The 18,563-nt window shown below is 69.9% G+C and carries 17 protein-coding genes and 1 pseudogene; 17 read left to right on the top strand and 1 reads right to left on the bottom strand.

Going from position 1 to position 18,563, the window contains the following annotated elements:
- The first annotated feature begins 62 nt into the window (after positions 1–62).
- The 6 genes and pseudogenes from arc to prcA all read left to right on the top strand — a co-directional run bounded on the left by arc (position 63) and on the right by prcA (position 5,911).
- Complete coding sequence (gene arc / locus ACIHCM_RS19915) at positions 63–1,829, top strand: proteasome ATPase (RefSeq protein ID WP_399897454.1); 1,767 nt, start codon at positions 63–65, stop codon at positions 1,827–1,829.
- A 235-nt stretch (positions 1,830–2,064) separates the two neighbouring features.
- Positions 2,065–3,576: a depupylase/deamidase Dop gene (gene dop / locus ACIHCM_RS19910; RefSeq protein WP_399897451.1), complete on the top strand. Its 1,512-nt coding sequence runs from the start codon at positions 2,065–2,067 to the stop codon at positions 3,574–3,576.
- Between the two features lie 181 nt (positions 3,577–3,757).
- Positions 3,758–3,976 (top strand): ubiquitin-like protein Pup, encoded by a 219-nt coding sequence (locus tag ACIHCM_RS19905; RefSeq protein WP_393102727.1) that lies wholly within the window; start codon positions 3,758–3,760, stop codon positions 3,974–3,976.
- A 123-nt stretch (positions 3,977–4,099) separates the two neighbouring features.
- Positions 4,100–4,303 (top strand): annotated as a pseudogene (locus tag ACIHCM_RS19900) (endonuclease domain-containing protein); the annotation flags it as partial.
- Positions 4,255–5,100, top strand: coding sequence for a proteasome subunit beta (gene prcB / locus ACIHCM_RS19895; protein WP_393102729.1), 846 nt, complete (start codon positions 4,255–4,257; stop codon positions 5,098–5,100). The pseudogene ACIHCM_RS19900 and the gene prcB, both read left to right, overlap by 49 nt.
- Before the next feature lie 61 nt (positions 5,101–5,161).
- Entirely contained in the window at positions 5,162–5,911 is a 750-nt protein-coding gene (gene prcA / locus ACIHCM_RS19890) for a proteasome subunit alpha (RefSeq protein ID WP_399897446.1), read from the top strand.
- A 71-nt stretch (positions 5,912–5,982) separates the two neighbouring features.
- On the opposite strand, the gene ACIHCM_RS19885 is transcribed toward prcA, so the two are convergent.
- Positions 5,983–6,993, bottom strand: a complete 1,011-nt coding sequence (locus ACIHCM_RS19885) for a LacI family DNA-binding transcriptional regulator (RefSeq protein ID WP_399897443.1) — start codon at positions 6,991–6,993, stop codon at positions 5,983–5,985.
- Positions 6,994–7,106: 113 nt separating this feature from the next.
- On the opposite strand from ACIHCM_RS19885, the gene ACIHCM_RS19880 reads away from it, so the two are divergent.
- From ACIHCM_RS19880 to ACIHCM_RS19830, 11 genes are all read left to right on the top strand, one after another.
- On the top strand, positions 7,107–8,366 hold the full coding sequence (locus ACIHCM_RS19880; protein WP_399897440.1) for an MFS transporter: 1,260 nt from the start codon (positions 7,107–7,109) through the stop codon (positions 8,364–8,366).
- A 9-nt stretch (positions 8,367–8,375) separates the two neighbouring features.
- Positions 8,376–9,737: a Pup--protein ligase gene (gene pafA, locus ACIHCM_RS19875; RefSeq protein ID WP_399897437.1), complete on the top strand. Its 1,362-nt coding sequence runs from the start codon at positions 8,376–8,378 to the stop codon at positions 9,735–9,737.
- Positions 9,738–9,862: 125 nt separating this feature from the next.
- Positions 9,863–10,864 carry an FKBP-type peptidyl-prolyl cis-trans isomerase gene (locus ACIHCM_RS19870; RefSeq protein WP_399897434.1) on the top strand — a complete coding sequence of 334 codons (1,002 nt, stop codon included), beginning with the start codon at positions 9,863–9,865 and terminating at the stop codon, positions 10,862–10,864.
- A gap of 60 nt (positions 10,865–10,924) precedes the next feature.
- Entirely contained in the window at positions 10,925–11,296 is a 372-nt protein-coding gene (locus tag ACIHCM_RS19865) for an FKBP-type peptidyl-prolyl cis-trans isomerase (protein ID WP_393102741.1), read from the top strand.
- Between the two features lie 121 nt (positions 11,297–11,417).
- Entirely contained in the window at positions 11,418–12,371 is a 954-nt protein-coding gene (locus tag ACIHCM_RS19860; RefSeq protein ID WP_399897430.1) for a helix-turn-helix transcriptional regulator, read from the top strand.
- Positions 12,372–12,390: 19 nt separating this feature from the next.
- The gene (locus ACIHCM_RS19855) at positions 12,391–13,440 is read left to right on the top strand and encodes a helix-turn-helix transcriptional regulator (RefSeq protein WP_399897427.1); all 1,050 of its coding nucleotides are present in this window, start codon (positions 12,391–12,393) and stop codon (positions 13,438–13,440) included.
- A gap of 26 nt (positions 13,441–13,466) precedes the next feature.
- Positions 13,467–13,727 carry a hypothetical protein gene (locus ACIHCM_RS19850; RefSeq protein ID WP_399897867.1) on the top strand — a complete coding sequence of 87 codons (261 nt, stop codon included), beginning with the start codon at positions 13,467–13,469 and terminating at the stop codon, positions 13,725–13,727.
- Between the two features lie 55 nt (positions 13,728–13,782).
- Positions 13,783–13,977: a hypothetical protein gene (locus tag ACIHCM_RS19845; protein WP_399897424.1), complete on the top strand. Its 195-nt coding sequence runs from the start codon at positions 13,783–13,785 to the stop codon at positions 13,975–13,977.
- A 259-nt stretch (positions 13,978–14,236) separates the two neighbouring features.
- A complete protein-coding gene (tatA, locus tag ACIHCM_RS19840) occupies positions 14,237–14,521 on the top strand; it encodes a Sec-independent protein translocase subunit TatA (RefSeq protein ID WP_399897421.1) in 285 nt (94 codons plus the stop codon).
- 48 nt (positions 14,522–14,569) lie between these two features.
- On the top strand, positions 14,570–15,526 hold the full coding sequence (gene tatC / locus ACIHCM_RS19835) for a twin-arginine translocase subunit TatC (RefSeq protein ID WP_399897418.1): 957 nt from the start codon (positions 14,570–14,572) through the stop codon (positions 15,524–15,526).
- 122 nt (positions 15,527–15,648) lie between these two features.
- Complete coding sequence (locus ACIHCM_RS19830) at positions 15,649–18,498, top strand: DEAD/DEAH box helicase (RefSeq protein WP_399897415.1); 2,850 nt, start codon at positions 15,649–15,651, stop codon at positions 18,496–18,498.
- Positions 18,499–18,563: the final 65 nt, after the last annotated feature.

The following is an 18,563-nucleotide window of genomic DNA, read 5'->3' as shown; positions in this document are numbered from 1 at the left end:
AATCGACACCCACCCAGGTAGGGTCTGGAAGCGTCCAGCTCCCCTTGGAGGAGGTGAGGACCGTGGCAGCCCACGACGACGACATGAACCGCGGCATCCGCCCGGGACGCGGGTCCGACGACCCGGCCGGGCAGATTGCCTACCTTGAGCAGGAGATCGCCGTCCTGCGACGCAAGCTCGCCGACTCTCCGCGGCACACGAGGATTCTCGAGGAGCGGATCGTCGAGCTGCAGACCAACCTGGCCGGCGTGTCCGCACAGAACGAGCGACTCGCCAACACGCTCCGTGAGGCGCGCGACCAGATCGTGGCCCTCAAGGAAGAGGTCGACCGGCTCGCCCAGCCGCCGGCCGGCTTCGGTGTCTTCCTGCAGGCGAACGAGGACGGCACCGCGGACATCTTCACGGGGGGCCGCAAGCTCCGTGTGAACGTCAGCCCCAGCGTCGAACTCGAGGACCTGCGGCGCGGCCAGGAAGTCATGCTCAACGAGGCGCTCAACGTGGTCGAGGCCATGGAGTACGAGCGCGTCGGGGACATCGTCACCCTCAAGGAGATCCTGGAGGACGGCGAGCGCGCCCTGGTGCTCGGGCACACCGACGAGGAGCGGGTGGTGCGGCTCGCCGAGCCGCTGCTGGACGTCACCATCCGCCCCGGCGACGCCCTGCTGCTCGAACCCCGCTCCGGCTACGTCTACGAGGTCGTGCCCAAGAGCGAGGTCGAAGAACTCGTCCTCGAAGAGGTCCCCGACATCGGCTACGAGCAGATCGGCGGCCTCGGCAACCAGATCGAGGCCATCCGGGACGCGGTCGAGCTGCCGTATCTCTACCCGGACCTGTTCAAGGAGCACGAACTGCGCCCGCCCAAGGGCGTGCTGCTCTACGGGCCGCCCGGATGCGGCAAGACGCTCATCGCCAAGGCCGTCGCCAACTCGCTGGCCAAGAAGGTCGCCGAGGTCACCGGCCAGGCCGCCGGCAAGAGCTTCTTCCTCAACATCAAGGGCCCCGAGCTGCTGAACAAGTACGTCGGTGAGACGGAGCGGCAGATCCGCCTCGTCTTCCAGCGGGCCCGGGAGAAGGCCAGCGAGGGCACCCCCGTCATCGTCTTCTTCGACGAGATGGAGTCCCTCTTCCGCACCCGTGGCTCCGGTGTCAGCTCGGACGTGGAGAACACCATCGTCCCGCAGCTGCTCGCCGAGATCGACGGTGTGGAGGGCCTGCAGAACGTGGTGGTGATCGGTGCCTCCAACCGTGAGGACATGATCGACCCCGCGATCCTGCGCCCCGGCCGGCTCGACGTGAAGATCAAGATCGAGCGTCCGGACGCCGAGGCGGCCAAGGACATCTTCGGCAAGTACCTCACCGAGCGCCTTCCGCTGCACACCGACGACGTCACCGAGCACGGCGACGACAAGTCCATGACGGTCCAGAGCATGATCCAGACCGCTGTGGAACACATGTACGCCGAATCGGAGGAGAACCGCTTCCTCGAGGTGACCTATGCCAATGGTGACAAGGAAGTCCTTTACTTCAAGGACTTCAATTCCGGCGCCATGATCGAGAACATCGTCGGCCGTGCCAAGAAGATGGCGATCAAGGACTTCCTGGAGCACCACCAGAAGGGCCTGCGCGTCTCCCACCTCCTCCAGGCCTGCGTGGACGAGTTCAAGGAGAACGAGGACCTGCCCAACACCACCAACCCGGACGACTGGGCCCGCATCTCCGGCAAGAAGGGCGAGCGGATCGTGTACATCCGTACGCTCATCACCGGAAAGCAGGGCGCGGACACCGGACGCTCCATCGACACGGTGGCGAATACGGGTCAGTACCTGTAAAAGGCAGGGCGGCTGCGGGTGCCCTCAGCGGGTACCCGCAGCCGACTGTTTTTCGGGGCCACGGCTGGAGCACAGCAATGACGCAAATGATCTCCCCACCAGCGCAAAGGCGTTCTAGGCTCTTCCGTACCGCCGGATCGCGCAGTGCGGGGACGGGCACCGCACACGCAACCGAGCGCCAGCGGTATCTGAGCGGCGTCCACGACCGAGGGCACCGCCGGGCAAGGAGGGCCGCATGACCGTACGGCGAGTAATGGGCATCGAAACGGAGTACGGAATCTCCGTTCCCGGCCACCCCAACGCCAATGCCATGCTCACCTCGTCCCAGATCGTCAACGCCTACGCGGCGGCGATGCACCGGGCCCGCCGGGCCCGCTGGGACTTCGAGGAGGAGAATCCGCTGCGGGACGCGCGGGGCTTCGACCTCGCCCGCGAGGCCGCCGACGCCAGCCAGCTCACCGACGAGGACATCGGCCTCGCCAATGTCATCCTGACCAACGGGGCCCGCCTCTACGTCGACCACGCCCACCCCGAGTACAGCGCGCCCGAGGTGACCAACCCCCGTGACGCGGTCCTCTGGGACAAGGCCGGTGAGCGGATCATGGCCGAGGCGGCCGAGCGGGCCGCCCAGCTGCCGGGCGCCCAGCCGATCCACCTCTACAAGAACAACACCGACAACAAGGGCGCCTCCTACGGCACGCACGAGAACTACCTGATGAAGCGGGAGACCCCGTTCTCGGACATCGTGCGCCACCTGACGCCCTTCTTCGTCTCCCGCCAGGTCTTCGCCGGAGCGGGCCGCGTCGGCATCGGCCAGGACGGCCACGAGCACGGCTTCCAGCTGAGCCAGCGCGCGGACTACTTCGAGGTCGAGGTGGGCCTGGAGACGACGCTGAAGCGCCCGATCATCAACACGCGCGACGAGCCGCACGCCGACGCCGAGAAGTACCGCCGGCTGCACGTGATCATCGGTGACGCGAACCTGTCGGAGATCTCGACCTACCTCAAGCTGGGCACCACGGCCCTGGTCCTGTCCATGATCGAGGACGGCTTCATCGCCGTGGACCTGGCCGTCGACCAGCCCGTACGCACCCTGCACCAGGTCTCGCACGACCCCTCGCTGAAGCGTCTCGTCACACTCCGCAGCGGCCGGACACTGACCGCGGTCCAGCTGCAGATGGAGTACTACGAGCTGTCGCGCAAATACGTGGAGGAGCGCTTCGGGGCCGACGCCGACGAGCAGACCAAGGACGTCCTGCAGCGCTGGGAGGACACCCTCAACCGGCTGGAGCACGATCCGATGAGCCTGTCCGGCGAGCTGGACTGGGTCGCCAAGCGGGAGCTGATGGAGGGCTACCGGCGCCGCGACAGCCTCGACTGGGATGCCGCCAGGCTCCACCTGGTCGACCTCCAGTACGCGGACGTGCGCCCCGAGAAGGGCCTGTACAACCGCCTGGCCACGCGTGGCCGGATGAAGCGGCTGCTGACCGAGGAGGACGTCGAGCGGGCGATGTCCAAGCCGCCGGAGGACACCCGCGCGTACTTCCGTGGTCGCTGCCTGGAGCAGTACGCCGACGACGTGGCGGCGGCCTCCTGGGACTCGGTGATCTTCGACCTGCCGGGCCGGGACTCCCTGCAGCGCGTTCCAACCCTGGAACCGCTTCGCGGAACGCGTAATCACGTCAAGGAGCTCCTGGACCGCTGCCGTACGGCGGAAGACCTGGTCAGGGTCCTCAGCGGCAACTGAGCGGGTACTCGGGCGGGGCCGGGCGCGCAGGGTGGAAATCCCGGCGCCCGGGAATCATCGAGGTGGCCCTCGTACGTTGCAGCAACTGCGGGGCCATTGTCAGACCCGGCTTGTAGGGTCTGATCATGACCGATCGGCAGCGATGCCGAACAAGTCGGGCGAACCGAGCGGGGTGAGGGTTATGGCGACCAAGGACACCGGCGGCGGACAGCAGAAGGCGACGCGCTCCACCGAGGAGGTCGAGGAGCAGGCCACGGAGGCACAGGCTTCCGAGGACCTCAAGGAGCGGCACGAGAAGCTCTCGGACGACGTGGACTCGGTACTGGACGAGATCGACGACGTCCTCGAGGAGAATGCCGAGGACTTCGTCCGGTCATTCGTTCAGAAGGGCGGGCAGTAAGGGAGCTCGTCCTTCGATTCGAAGGCCGGCAGGGGCGTGGGTGTGCGCGAACAAGCAGTCGAGGCGCTACGCGCGGTGCGGTGCGACCGAGCCGCGCGTAGCTTTCTCCCGCGCCGCCCCGTGATCTGCCGGAAGGCTTCCGCCGTTCATGTGGATCACAGCCATGAGACGGGTAGGGTCCGTGGCATATCTTGCTTCAACTGCGATACCGGCCTCGGCCTGTTGAGGGACCTTCCCGAAGCCGCGTACCGAGCTGCCGACTACTTGGAAGGAAACGCGTGGAAGCCAACACTCGTAGCACCGGGCGTCTACCAGCTGCCTTCCTGACGCCTGGGTCCTCCTCCTTCATGGACTTCCTGGCGGGGCACCAGCCGGAGCTGCTGCCCGGCAACCGGCAACTGCCGCCGACCCAGGGTGTGATCGAGGCGCCGCACGGCACCACCATCGTGGCCGTGACGTTCCCGGGCGGCGTCGTGCTCGCCGGTGACCGCCGGGCCACCATGGGCAACGTCATCGCGCAGCGGGACATCGAGAAGGTCTTCCCGGCGGACGAGTACTCGGCCGTCGGTATCGCCGGCACCGCGGGTCTGGCCGTCGAGATGGTCAAACTGTTCCAGCTGGAGCTGGAGCACTTCGAGAAGGTCGAGGGCGCCCAGCTGTCCCTGGAGGGCAAGGCGAACCGGCTGTCGACGATGATCCGTTCCAACCTGGGCATGGCCATGCAGGGCCTCGCCGTGGTGCCGCTCTTCGCCGGCTACGACGTGGACCGCGGCAAGGGCCGCATCTTCTCCTACGACGTGACGGGCGGCCGCTCCGAGGAGCAGGGCTTCGCGGCCACGGGCTCCGGCTCGATCTTCGCGCGCGGCGCCATGAAGAAGCTCTTCCGTGAGGACCTGACCGAGGACCAGGCCACGACCCTCGTGGTGCAGGCCCTGTACGACGCGGCAGACGACGACTCGGCGACCGGCGGTCCCGATGTCGCCCGCCGGATCTACCCGATCGTCACCGTGATCACCGAGGACGGCTTCCGCCGGCTCACCGAGGACGAGGGCTCCGCGATCGCCCGCTCGATCCTCGAGCGGCGGCTGGAGCAGCCCGACGGCCCGCGCGCCGCGCTGCTGTAGCCGCGGCCGCTGCTTTTGTGAGGGTGATCCAGTGACTTCGACAGAAAGGGACGGATAACCGGTGTCGACGCCGTTCTATGTCTCACCTCAGCAGGCCATGGCCGACCGGGCGGAGTACGCCCGCAAGGGCATCGCCCGGGGCCGCAGCCTTGTCGTGCTGCAGTACGCCGACGGCATCGTGTTCGTCGGCGAGAACCCGTCCCGCGCGCTGCACAAGTTCAGCGAGATCTACGACCGCATCGGCTTCGCCGCGGCCGGCAAGTACAACGAGTACGAGAACCTCCGCATCGGCGGCGTCCGCTACGCCGACCTGCGCGGATACACCTACGACCGCGACGACGTGACCGCCCGCGGTCTCGCCAACGTGTACGCGCAGACCCTGGGCACGATCTTCTCCAGCGCGGCGGAGAAGCCCTACGAGGTGGAGCTGGTCGTCGCCGAGGTCGGGGAGACGCCCGAGGGCGACCAGATCTACCGGCTGCCGCACGACGGCTCCATCGTGGACGAGCACGGCTCGGTCGCGGTCGGCGGCAACGCCGAGCAGATCAGCAGCTACCTGGACCAGCGCCACCAGGACGGGATGACCCTGGCCGAGGCGCTGAAGCTGGCCGTACAGGCCCTGTCCCGTGACACCAACGGCAGCCAGCGGGAGATCCCCGCCGAGCGCCTCGAGGTGGCGGTGCTGGACCGGACGCGCCCGCAGAAGCGCAAGTTCAAGCGGATCTCCGGTCGCCAGCTCGCCCGGCTGCTCGGGGCGGACGGCGCGTCGTCCGCCGCGGAGGCTGAGGACGAATCTGCCGAGGACGAGTAGCCGCGTCCCACCCCGCCGCGTCCCACTCAGCCGCGGATGCCCCGGCCGTCGACGGCCGGGGCATCCGGCGTTCAGGGGGCCGGTGGCGGCGCCGTGGAGCCCCGCACGACCAGTTCGACGGGGATGTCCCCGCCCTCGGGCTCCCGGCCCTCCAGGACCGCCAGCAGGGCCCGCATACCGCGTTCCCCGAACAGCTCGGCGTCCAGGCGTACGGTCGTCAGCTCCGGGTCGAGGGCGGTGGCCAGGGCCAGGTCGTCGAGTCCGGTGACGGAGACGTCGTCCGGGACGCGCAGGCCCAGCCGCCGGACGGCCTTGCAGGCGCCGGCCGCCAGCTTGTCGTCGTCGCACACGACCGCGGTGGCCCGGCGTGCGGTGAGCGCGGCCTCGGCGGCGGTCAGGGCGCCGTCGATGGAGATGGGCGCGCGGGCCGTGTCCAGCGTCGTTGCGGGGACGGCGGCCACGCGTGCGGCGAGCTCGCGGGCCCGGATCTCGAAGGTCCAGGAGGGCACGTCGGCCGCGAGGTGCAGGAAGTGGCGGTGCCCGAGGCCCAGCAGGTGATCGGCGACCTGGCGGACGCCGTCGGCGATGTCGAGGTTGACCGTGGCCGCGCCCAGGCTGCCCGTGGGGTCGCTGTCGAGCATCACGAGGGGCAGCTGGTCGCCCCGGATGGCGGTGAGGGCGTCGGCGGCCATGGAGGAGGCGATGACGCCGTCCAGGGCGGCCTGGGAGGACGCGAAGGGGTCACGGGCGGGCCCGATGCCCTCGGGGGAGGGGTAGAGCACGACGCCGAAGCCGTGCTCGGCGGCCACCCGGGCGGCCCCGGTGTAGACGCCCGCGAAGAACTCGGTGGTCAGGGCGGGGACCACCAGCAGGACGGTGCGCGTGTGGCCGAGGCGCAGGTTGCGGGCGGCCAGGTTGGGCCGGTAGCCCAGGTCACGGGCGGCCTCCCGCACCCGTTCGGCGGTCGCCTCCGAGACGCGGCCGCGCCACTTGTCGCCCAGCACCAGCGAGACGGCGGCCTGGGAGACCCCGGCGGCCTCGGCGACGTCCCGGCTGGTGGGGCGGGTGCCGGCTCGTGCCACTCGGCCTGCTCCTTAGTCGTGCTGGGTCCGGGCTCCGCCTGGACGGGTGAACAGCGCACATGGTACGTATGGCAGTGGACGTTATACGTAAAACTTCGGCGGAGGGCGGGCCCATGGCCGCGGGATACGGCGAGATCCTCAGGGCGAGACACGCCGCCAGGCTGCTGACCGGCACGCTGGTGGGCCGGCTGCCCAACGCCACCGCCGCGATCGCGATCGTGCTGTTCATCCGTTCCGAGGGCGGCTCCTACAGCCTGGCCGGCGCTCTCGCGGCCGTTTACGGGGTCGCCAACGCCGTGGGCCAGCCCCTGCTCGGGCGGCTGGTCGACCTGCACGGACAGCCGCGCGTCCAGTTGCCCGCCGCGCTGTTGTCGGCACTGGCCATGGCGGTCTTCGCCTTCAGCGGCACCGGGGCGCTGCCGCTCGCCTGCGCCGCCGTCGGCGCCGCCGGGCTCTTCACGCCGCCCCTGGAAGGCGGGCTGCGGGCGCTGTGGCCGTCGGTGCTGCGCAGGGAGGACCAGGTCCACACGGCGTACGCCATGGACGCGGTGGCGCAGGAAGTGATGTTCACGGTGGGGCCGCTGCTGGTGACGCTCTGCGCGTCGCTGTGGTCGGCGCAGGCCGCGCTGCTGGTGCTGAACGTCCTGGGCGTGCTCGGCGCGCTTTCCGTGGTGCTGTCGCCCCCCTCGCGCGCGTGGCGGTCGGCGCCGCGCGAGGCGCACTGGCTCGGCGCGCTGCGCTCGCCCGGGCTGCTCGCCCTGCTGGCCGCGTTCCTGTTCATCGGCGTCGCGCTCGGCTCCATCACCGTCGCGGCGGTCTCGTACGCGGACGACCGCGGTGGCGACGTGGTGTACGGCTGGCTGATGGCGGCCCTGGGGCTGGGCGCCCTGGTCGGCGGCGTCGGCTACGGGGCGCGGCAGTGGGCCGGTTCCCCCGAACGGCGACTGCGCGTGCTCGTCGCGCTTCTGGCGGTGTGTTACCTGCCGCTGCTGCTGATGCCCGGGCCGGTCCTCATGACGGTCCTGGCCGCGGTGTCCGGCGTCTTCCTCGCGCCCGCCATCGCGTGCGCCTTCGTCATCGTCGACCGGCACGCTCCGCGAGGGACCGTCACCGAGGCGTTCTCCTGGCTTGTCACGACGTTCACCGTGGGCGCGTCGGTCGGAACGGGGCTGGCGGGGCCGGTCGTCGAGTGGGGTGGGGCGCTGTGGGGCTTCGCCGTGCCCGGCGCGGCGGGGGCCGTGTCCTTGCTGGTTCTGCTGGCCACGGGGCGGGTACTCGCAGCTCCCGCCCGGACGGCGGTCGTTGCGGCTTCATCGGAAAATGATCCAAATCGTGCTGCCGAACCCCGTTTCAGTTCAGGGGATCGGGCGTAATGTTCAGTCATGGACCGCCGCATTTTCGGGCTGGAGAACGAGTACGGCGTCACGTGCACGTTCAGGGGACAGCGCCGTCTGTCGCCTGACGAGGTGGCGCGGTACCTCTTCCGCCGTGTCGTGTCATGGGGCCGCAGCAGCAATGTCTTTCTGCGGAACGGCGCCCGCCTTTATCTCGACGTGGGCTCGCATCCGGAATACGCGACACCCGAATGTGACAACGTGACCGAGCTGGTCACCCACGACAAGGCCGGCGAGCGCATTCTCGAAGGACTCCTGGTGGACGCCGAACGACGCCTGCACGAGGAGGGAATCGCGGGCGACGTCTACCTCTTCAAGAACAACACCGACTCCGCCGGCAACTCCTACGGCTGCCACGAGAACTATCTGGTCGCCCGGCACGGGGAGTTCTCCCGGCTGGCGGACATCCTCATTCCGTTCCTGGTCACCCGGCAGCTGCTGTGCGGCGCCGGGAAGGTGCTGCAGACGCCGCGCGGCGCCGTGTACTGCGTCAGCCAGCGTGCCGAGCACATCTGGGAAGGCGTCTCCTCGGCGACGACCCGCTCCCGGCCCATCATCAACACCCGCGACGAACCGCACGCCGACGCCGAGCGCTACCGCCGGCTGCACGTCATCGTCGGCGACTCGAACATGTCCGAGACGACCATGCTGCTCAAGGTCGGCGCCACCGACCTGGTGCTGCGCATGATCGAGGCGGGCACGGTGATGCGCGACCTCACCCTGGAGAACCCGATCCGGGCGATCCGCGAGGTCAGCCACGACATAACGGGCCGGCGCAAGGTGCGGCTGGCCAGCGGCCGGGAGGCCTCGGCGCTGGAGGTGCAGCGCGAGTACTACGAGAAGGCCGTGGACTTCTGCGAGCGGCGTGGCATCCGCACCGGCATCGTCGAACAGGTGCTGGAGCTGTGGGGTCGTACGCTCGACGCGATCGAGGCCGAGGACCTGGACCGGATCGACACCGAGATCGACTGGGTCATGAAGTACAAGCTCATCGAGCGGTACCGGGCGAAGCACAACATGACCATGTCGCATCCGCGGGTCGCCCAGATAGACCTCGCCTACCACGACATCCACCGCCGTCGCGGCCTGTACTACCTGCTGGAGAAAAAGGGCCAAGCCGCGAGGATCTGCAACGACTTGAAGATCTTCGAGGGCAAGTCGGTTCCACCGCAGACCACTCGGGCCCGCCTGCGCGGCGACTTCATCCGGCGGGCGCAGGAACAGCGCCGGGACTTCACCGTCGACTGGGTGCACCTGAAGCTCAATGACCAGGCCCAGCGGACGGTGTTGTGCAAGGACCCGTTCCGTTCCGTCGACGACCGGGTGGAGAAGCTGATCGCCGGTATGTGAACCGTGCGTGACCGGTGAGGCCGGAACGCAACACGGGCGCCGTACGTTTCCCGTACGGCGCCCTTCTCACGCCGTAGAGTTGCGCGCACGCCATCAACAAGATCGACGATTACGAGGCCCCCACCGTGCGCCGACGCTCACTGCTCATCGCCGTTCCCGCCGGACTGGTCACACTCGCCGCCTGCGGCGACGAAGGCTCCGACTCCGGCAAGGCCAGCGACACCGCGTCGCCCACGGACCCGGCGGCCTCCGCGGCGCCGTCGCCGAAGATCGTCGACGGCCCGCTGCCGGCGATCACGGCGGGCACGAAGTTCGGCGAGAAGCCCACGGTGGCCAAGGGCAGCGGGGAGCCGTCGAAGGACCTCGCCGTGAAGACCGTGATCGCGGGCGGCGGCCGCACCGTCGCGGAGAACGACTACATCGTGGCCAACTACCTGGGCCAGATCTGGGCCACCGCGAAGGTCTTCGACAACTCCTACGACCGCAAGACGCCGCTGCTCATCCAGCTCTCCCAGGGCAGCATCATCGACGGCTGGCGCTACGGGCTGAGCGGCAAGAAGACCGGCAGCCGCGTCGAGATGGCCGTCCCGCCCACCTGGGGGTACGGCGAGCAGGGCAACGCCCAGGCGGGTATCAAGGGCACCGACACGCTCGTCTTCGTCATCGACATCGAGGGCACGTACAACGCCTCCAGCTCCGCCAAGGGCACCGACGTCCCGCAGGACGACGCGGCGCTGCCCAAGGTCGGCACCAACACCGACGGCAAGGCCCCCTCCATCGACGTCCCCAAGACCGACGCGCCGACCGATCTCGTGGCCGAGTACGTCATCGAGGGCGACGGCCCGGAGGTGGCCGCCGACAGCACCGTGCTCGTGCAGTACAAGGGCGTGCTGTGGGACACCGGCAAGGAGTTCGACTCGTCGTACAGCCGCAAGGCGCTGACCTCCTTCTCCCTCCAGCAGGTCGTCAAGGGCTGGGCGCAGGGCCTGACTGGCAAGAAGGTCGGCAGCCGGGTCCTCATCGTCATCCCGCCGGAGCTGGGGTACGGGGACAACCCGCCGCAGGGCAGCGGCATCGAGAAGGACTCGACGCTGGTGTTCTCGGTCGACATCCTCGCGGCGATGTGATCGCCGGGAATGTAAGACTGTGCGTGTTCGCCTTTCCACACACGAGCAGGAGCTGAAGACGTGAGCATCGACAAGCCCGAGATCGACTTCCCGGGCGGCGAGCCCCCGGCGGACCTCGAGATCAAGGACATCTGGGAAGGCGACGGCCCCGTCGCGCAGGCCGGTCAGACGGTCACCGTGCACTACGTCGGTGTCGCCTTCAGCACCGGCGAGGAGTTCGACGCCAGCTGGAACCGCGGCACGCCGTTCCGCTTCCCGCTGGGCGGCGGCCGTGTCATCGCCGGCTGGGACCAGGGCGTGCAGGGCATGAAGGTCGGCGGGCGGCGCCAGCTCACCATCCCGGCCCACCTCGCCTACGGCGACCAGAGCCCGACCCCGGCGATCAAGCCCGGCGAGACCCTGATCTTCGTGGTCGACCTGCTCGGCGTCTGAGCAGGACCGACCGGAGCCGATCACCTGAGGCCCATGCCCGAACAGGCATGGGCCTCGGCTTTTGCCACGGCCCCGCGGAGCGGTACGGTCATCGGTCGGGAGCACCATAGGAAGGGTGTCGATGGCCATTGCCAAGGCCGAGCGGCTGATGAACCTGGCGCTGTGTCTGCTGGGAACACGGCGGCCGCTCAGCAAGCGTGAGCTTCGAGAATCCATCGAGGCCTATCTCGAAGCGGGCAGCGACGACTCCTTCAACAGGATGTTCGAGCGGGACAAGGACGACCTGCGCGAACTCGGACTGGTCATCGAGACCGTCGAGAACCTCGACGGGGAGGTCGGCTACCGCGCCCACCGCGACAGCAACCGCCTCCCGCCCATCACCCTCGACGCCGAGGAGGCCGCCGCCCTGGGCCTGGCGGCCAAGGTCTGGCAGCAGGCCCGGCTCGCCGGCGCGGCCAGCGGCGCCCTGCAGAAGCTGCGCGCCGCCGGGCTCCCCGAGGACGTCGACCCGTACGAGACGCACGGCGCGCTGGAGCCCCGTATCCCCGTGCACGAGGCCGCCTTCGAGCCGCTGATGCTGGCCTGCCGCGACCGCCGCCCGGTCGTCTTCGAGTACCGCAAGGCGACCGCCGCCCACCCCGAGGCCCGGCAGGTGGAGCCCTGGGCGCTGGAGTGCTGGCGCGGCCACTGGTACCTCGCCGGCTGGGACCGGGAGCGGGGCGCCGAGCGGGTCTTCCGGCTGTCCCGGATCACCGGCAAGGTCCGCACCCGCGGCGGCCGGTACACCGCCCCCGTCCCCGATGTCGTCACGGTGCGCGAGACCGTCGCCGGGTGGGCCGGCGAGACCGCCGACCGCAGCGCGCGGATCCGGCTGCGCACCGGCGCCGGATACCCCCTGCGGGCGAAGGCGACCGCCGTCCGGGAACTCGGGGACGGCTGGGACGAGTTGGAGATTCCGTACGGCCACGGGCTGGACGCCTGGCTCGTGGAGTTCGGACCGGACGTGGTGGTCCTGGAGCCCGCGGAGCTGCGGGCCGACGTGGTGGACCGGCTGCGTGCCGTGGCCAAGGGCTGAGGGGGAGCGGAAGAAGACAGTGGCCGGCAAACCGATCAGGCCCACGAACGCCATCGACCAGACCAGGCGGATGCTCTCCCTGGTGACCTATCTGAGGGAGCGGCCCGGGGCGCGGGTGGAGGACGTCGCGCGCGCCTTCGGCATCACCGAGGACGAGCTGGTCTCCGACCTCGACGTGCTGCCCATGTGCGGCACCAGCTTCCGGGGCGGCGATCTGCTCGACATCGACACCGACGGCGAGCGCATCTGGTGGCACAACCCCGCCGCCCTCGGGGCGGAAGCGGCCGAGCCGCTGCGTCTCGCCGCCGACGAGGCGACCGCACTGCTGGTGGCCGCGCGGGCCGTGTCGACCCTGCCCGGCCTGCGCGAGAGCGACCGGCAGGCGCTGCTGCGCGCCACGGCGAAGGTGGAGGCAGCGGCCGGTGAGGCGGCCGGGGCCAGCTCGCGGCTGTCGGTGACCTTCGAGTCCGAGGGCGGTGTCTTCGCCGACGTCGACCGGGCGATCTCGGAGCGCCGCCGGCTGTGGATCCGCTACTACTCGCCGGCCCGTGACGAGGTCACCGAGCGCGAGGTCGACCCGATCCGGCTGGTGAGCGTCGGCCACACCTATGTCGAGGGCTGGTGCTACCGCTCCGAGGCGCGCCGCACCTTCCGGCTGGACCGGGTCGCCGAGATCAAGGTCCTGGACGAGCCTTCCGCCCCGCCCGAGGTCGAGCTGCGGGACCTCTCCGAGGGGCTGGTGCAGCCCGCGGCCGAGGACCCGGAGGTGGTCGTCGAGGTCGGGCCCGGCGGGCGCTGGGTCGCCGAGTACTACCCGCACGACACCGCGGATGAGCTTGTGGACGGCGGGCTGCGTATCACCCTGCGCACGCCCGACCCGGCGTCGCTGCGCCGCCTCGCCCTGCGCCTCGGGCGCGACGGGCGGATCGTCGCCCCGCAGGAGCTGGCCGACAGCGCCCGGCAGGCGGCCCGCGAGGCGCTCGCCGCGTACGACGGGATCGAGGCGGATGCCCCGGGGACGGGGCATCCGGGCCACCACGGACACGACAGGCAGGAGCAGGTACTTTGAGCGAGCCGGCGGCTGGGGTGCGGGAGATGACGGTGGCGTCCGCGTTCGCGGGGATGAGAGGCGTGGCTCCCGTGGTGTTCCGGGCCGGCTGCCCGGACTGCCGGGGCCGCTTCGAGCTCGCCGCGGGCGCCCTGCGCCTGGCCATCGGCGCCACGAGCCGTACGACCTTCTACTCCTTCACCTGCCCGGAGTGCGGCGCGTCCGTCCGCAAGCCGGCGGGGGAGCGGGTGGTCGAGCTGCTCACCGGGGGCGGGGTCCGTACCCTGCGGCTGCACTCCACGCTGTAGCGGTGCCGGCGCATTTGTGCGCGCTCGGGGCGCGGCAGGCCCTAGGCTCAGGGGCATGTTCTGGCCGATGTTCGCGGTAGCTGTGGGTTTCCTGGGGATCGCCGTTCTCGGCGTGCTCGCCGTCCGGGTCTTCGTGGAGGCCCAGCGTCTGGGCAGGCAGGTGTCGGAGTCCGCGCGACGCATCAACCGGGCCGCGGAGGACCTGGAGCGGTCCGCGATGAGTACGGCCCGGTCCGTGGACGCGCTGTGAGGTGTCCTGAGCCGGCCGGTGATTCCTGCGCTTGATGTCCCTTTGGGTCGCTTCGCCCTGTCAACTTCCCCCAGGCGGCAGGTACGCTGCTGATCGCGGCCCGGAGAACGAGGCCCGGGCCGTGGACCGGGCGTACGCACGGGGATTGCCTCACGTTCACCCCTGAGCGTTACGATCGCTGTCAGCACGGCCGTTCGGACAGCTGTCCGGCCGGCCGGACAGCACCCACCCACCCGCCTCGGTGAGAAGGTAAAGGCTTATGTTCGGAAGGCTCGGAGCCCCCGAGATCATTCTCATCCTCGTCGTCATCATCCTGCTGTTCGGCGCGAAGAAGCTTCCGGACATGGCTCGCTCTCTCGGCAAGTCCGCGCGGATCCTGAAGAGCGAGGCCAAGGCGATGAAGGACGACAACAAGACCTCCGCCCCGGCCGACCCGCCCCACAACGACGAGCAGGCCCCGGCCCAGCGCATCATCCAGGCCTCGCCCGGCGACGTGTCCAGCTCCCGCCCGGTCAACGAACCGACGGACACGACCAAGCGCTGACGCAGGGCCGGAGACCCCCCGGCCTGCCGCACGAGATGGGAACGTGGGTTGCTGAAGCCTGCCCGCAACAAGGAGAAGGATCCCGAGGGGCGGATGCCCCTTGCGGAGCACCTTCGTGAGCTCCGCAACCGGCTCGCGAAGGCCCTGCTGGCCGTCGTCGGCGTCACGGTCGTCGCCGCCTTCTTCTACAACGACATCATCAACTTCTTCACCGAACCGATCCTCGACTCGGTCGGTTGCTCGCAGTCGTTCGAGGAGCTGGCCCGGGCGGCTTCCGCCGAGAACACCGAGCCGTGCGCCCAGATCACGATCAACGGTCTGCTCGCGCCGTTCACGCTGGCGCTCAAGGTGTCCCTGATGGCCGGCGTCGTGCTGGCCTCGCCGGTCTGGCTCTACCAGCTGTGGGCCTTCGTCGCCCCCGGCCTGCACCGGCACGAGAAGAAGTACGCCTACGCGTTCGTCGGCACCGGTTTCCCGCTCTTCCTCGGCGGCGCCTTCTTCGCCTACAAGGTGCTGCCCACCACCGCCAACGTGCTGATCGAGTTCACGCCGTTCGGTGTGGACAACCTGCTGCCGCTCGACGACCTGCTCGACCTCGTCACGCGCATGGTGATCGTCTTCGGTCTCTCCTTCGAGCTGCCGCTGCTGCTGGTCATGCTCAACTTCACCGGCGCCATCTCCGGCAGGCGGATGCTCGGCTGGTGGCGGGCGATGATCATGGGCATCACGGTCTTCGCGGCGATCGCCACGCCCAGCACCGACCCGCTGACCATGCTGGCGCTGGCCGGGCCGATCTGGATCCTGTACTTCGCCGCCGTGGCCGTCTCCCTGCTCAACGACCGGCGCCGGCGCCGGCGCGAGGCGCTGGAACCCGCCGCCGACGAGGCCTCCGAGCTGGACCTCACGCCGGAGACCATTGGCGAGGTGGAGACCGTCAGCGCGAGCCGCGCCCTTCCTGAGCAGTCGGGCAAGGACCGCGTCAACGGGTACGACGACGTGACCTGAGGCCGCGGGCGTCACGGGGGTGGTCCGAGACCTGCCCCGACGGTGCACCGGGGCCGGCGGGTTCCGGGTCGTGAGGCGCTGAGCTGGGCGTATCGCCGGGTTCGGGAAAGCGGATCCGGATAATGATCGTCCTGTTGTCGGTGCGGGCCGGTACGCTCGAAAGCACGATGACTGAGGACCTCTCACCGGCCGAGCGGTACGTGGCGGCGCGTCGGCGCGCCGCCGAGCAGGCCACAGCGCTCGCGTCCTTCCGCGAGATGTACGACTTCGGCCTCGACCCCTTCCAGATCGAGGCCTGCGAGGCACTCGAAGCGGGAAAGGGCGTGCTGGTCGCGGCGCCCACGGGCTCCGGCAAGACGATCGTCGGCGAGTTCGCCGTCCACCTCGCCCTCCAGCAGGGCAGAAAGTGCTTCTACACGACACCCATCAAGGCGCTGTCGAACCAGAAGTACAACGACCTGTGCCGGCGCTACGGCACCGCCAAGGTCGGCCTGCTCACCGGCGACAACAGCGTCAACTCCGACGCCCCGGTGGTCGTGATGACCACCGAGGTGCTGCGGAACATGCTCTACGCCGGCTCCCAGACCCTGCTGGGCCTCGGCTATGTGGTGATGGACGAGGTGCACTACCTCTCCGACCGGTTCCGTGGCGCCGTCTGGGAAGAGGTGATCATCCATCTTCCCGAGTCCGTGACCTTGGTGTCACTGTCCGCGACCGTGTCCAACGCCGAGGAGTTCGGCGACTGGCTCGACACCGTCCGTGGCGACACCGAGGTGATCGTCTCCGAGCACCGGCCCGTACCGCTGTTCCAGCACGTGCTCGCCGGGCGCCGGATGTACGACCTGTTCGAGGAGGGCGAGGGCCACCGCAAGGCCGTCAACCCCGACCTGACGCGTATGGCGCGGATGGAGGCCAGCCGGCCGTCGTACCAGGACCGCAGACGGGGCCGCGCGATGCGTGAGGCCGACCGGGAGCGGGAGCGGCGGCAGCGCTCGCGGATCTGGACACCGGGCCGGCCCGAGGTCATAGAGCGGCTGGACGCGGAGGGGCTGCTGCCCGCCATCACGTTCATCTTCAGCCGCGCCGCCTGTGAGGCCGCCGTCCAGCAGTGCCTGTACGCCGGGCTGCGGCTGAACGACGAGGAGGCCCGGGAACAGGTCAGGACGCTGGTGGAGGAGCGGACCGCCTCGATCCCGGCGGAGGACCTGCACGTGCTCGGGTACTACGAGTGGCTGGAGGGCCTGGAGCGGGGCATCGCCGCCCACCACGCGGGCATGCTGCCGACCTTCAAGGAGGTCGTGGAGGAACTGTTCGTCCGCGGGCTGGTGAAGGCCGTGTTCGCCACCGAGACACTGGCTCTGGGCATCAACATGCCCGCGCGGTCGGTGGTGCTGGAGAAGCTCGTCAAGTGGAACGGCGAACAGCACGCCGACATCACCCCGGGCGAGTACACGCAGCTGACCGGGCGTGCGGGGCGGCGCGGCATCGACGTCGAGGGTCACGCCGTGGTGCTGTGGCAGCGGGGGATGAACCCCGAGCACCTCGCGGGACTGGCCGGGACGCGGACCTATCCGCTGAAGTCCAGCTTCAAGCCGTCATACAACATGGCGGTCAATCTGGTCGAGCAGTTCGGGCGGCACCGCTCGCGCGAACTGCTGGAGACCTCGTTCGCCCAGTTCCAGGCCGACAGGTCGGTCGTGGGGATCTCGCGGCAGGTTCAGCGCAACGAGGAAGGGCTCGAAGGTTACAAGGAGTCCATGACCTGCCACCTCGGGGACTTCGAGGAGTACGCGCGGCTGCGGCGCGAACTGAAGGACCGCGAGACCGAGTTGGCGCGGCAGGGCGCGGCGCAGCGCCGGGCCGAGGCGGCCGTCGCGCTCGAGAGGCTGCGGCCCGGTGACGTCATCCACGTGCCCAGCGGGAAGTACGCGGGGCTGGCGCTGGTGCTGGATCCGGGGCTGCCGGCCGGGCGGTCCAACGGCCACCGCGGCTTCGAGTACCACGACGGGCCGCGGCCCCTGGTGCTGACCGCGGAGCGGCAGGTCAAGCGGCTGGCGTCGATCGACTTCCCGGTGCCGGTCGAGGCGCTGGAGCGGATGCGGATCCCGAAGTCCTTCAACCCACGCTCACCGCAGTCGCGGCGCGATCTGGCGTCGGCGTTGCGCAGCAAGGCCGGGCACATCGCGCCGGAGCGGCAGCGCAAGCGGCGGTCGCAGGCCGCGGACGACCGGGAGATCGCTCGGCTGCGGGCCGCGCTGCGGGCCCATCCGTGTCACGGGTGCAACGACCGTGAGGACCACGCCCGCTGGGCGGAGCGGTACCACCGGCTGCTGCGGGACACCTCGCAGCTGGAACGGCGGATCGAGGGCCGGACGAACACCATCGCCCGCACCTTCGACCGGATCGTCGCGCTGCTGACCGAGCTGGACTATCTGCGCGGTGACGAGGTCACCGAGCACGGCAAGCGGCTGGCGCGGCTGTACGGCGAGCTGGACCTGCTCGCCAGCGAGTGTCTGCGCGAGGGGGTCTGGGAAGGCCTGGGGCCGGCGGAACTCGCCGCGTGTGTCTCGGCGTTGGTGTTCGAGGCGCGGGTCAGTGACGACGCGATGGCGCCGAAGCTGCCCTCGGGCAAGGCGAAGGCCGCGCTCGGTGAGATGGTGCGGATCTGGGGGCGGCTGGACGCGCTGGAGGAGGACTTCCGGATCACCCAGACCGAGGGGGTCGGACAGCGGGAGCCGGATCTGGGCTTCGCCTGGGCCGCGTACATGTGGGCCTCGGGCAAGGGGCTCGACGAGGTGCTGCGCGAGGCGGAGATGCCGGCGGGTGACTTCGTGCGGTGGTGCAAGCAGGTCATCGACGTGCTCGGGCAGATCTCGGCGGCGGCGCCTCAGGGGTCGACCGTCGTGAAGAACGCGCGGAAGGCCGTAGAGGGGCTGCTGCGGGGGGTCGTCGCCTACTCGTCGGTGGGGTGATGTCGCGCCCGGCGGGTGCGGGGCGGGCTGCGGTCGCGTAGCTCCCCGCACCCCTGAGGCGGTCC

Origin of the sequence: Streptomyces sp. NPDC052023, from assembly GCF_044548465.1 — a bacterium.
Lineage (GTDB): Bacteria > Actinomycetota > Actinomycetes > Streptomycetales > Streptomycetaceae > Streptomyces.
Note: the sequence above shows the minus strand (reverse complement) of the source record. Positions and strands in the feature narration are given on the sequence as shown.